Here is a 318-nt window from a genome sequence, read left to right as displayed (position 1 = left end):
CTCCGACTGCAACCAGTGCAATCAAAAGATACGTTCCAAATGGACTTTTATCTTCTGGCATCTGAATGTCATCCTCTACCTTATCTTTCTCAGCTGACTCTGTCGTTTCCGGTTTTTCTTCCTCTGCTTTTTTCTCTGGTTCTGCATAAACAGTATCTACTTCCGGAAGTGTCACGGAATCAGAAAGTGTGAAGTTCATCAGATCTTTCTCACTAACTTCGGTAAGGAAATACACATTATCCTGCGATTTTGAATTGTCGATGATCAGATAGAAAATCTTACCACTCTTAGTTGAAATGGTATAAAACTCTTTTGTGC

General features: G+C 39.3%; 1 protein-coding gene. It reads right to left on the bottom strand.

Annotated elements, in window-relative coordinates:
• On the bottom strand, positions 1-318 hold a 318-nt coding region (locus G5B12_RS17220), incomplete at both ends, for a CD1107 family mobile element protein (RefSeq protein WP_174088998.1).

It is taken from the genome of Blautia sp. MSK.20.85 (assembly GCF_013317245.1).
Classification (GTDB): domain Bacteria; phylum Bacillota; class Clostridia; order Lachnospirales; family Lachnospiraceae; genus Blautia_A.
The sequence above is the reverse complement of the archived record's forward strand: the minus strand, read 5'-3'. Positions and strand labels throughout refer to the sequence as shown.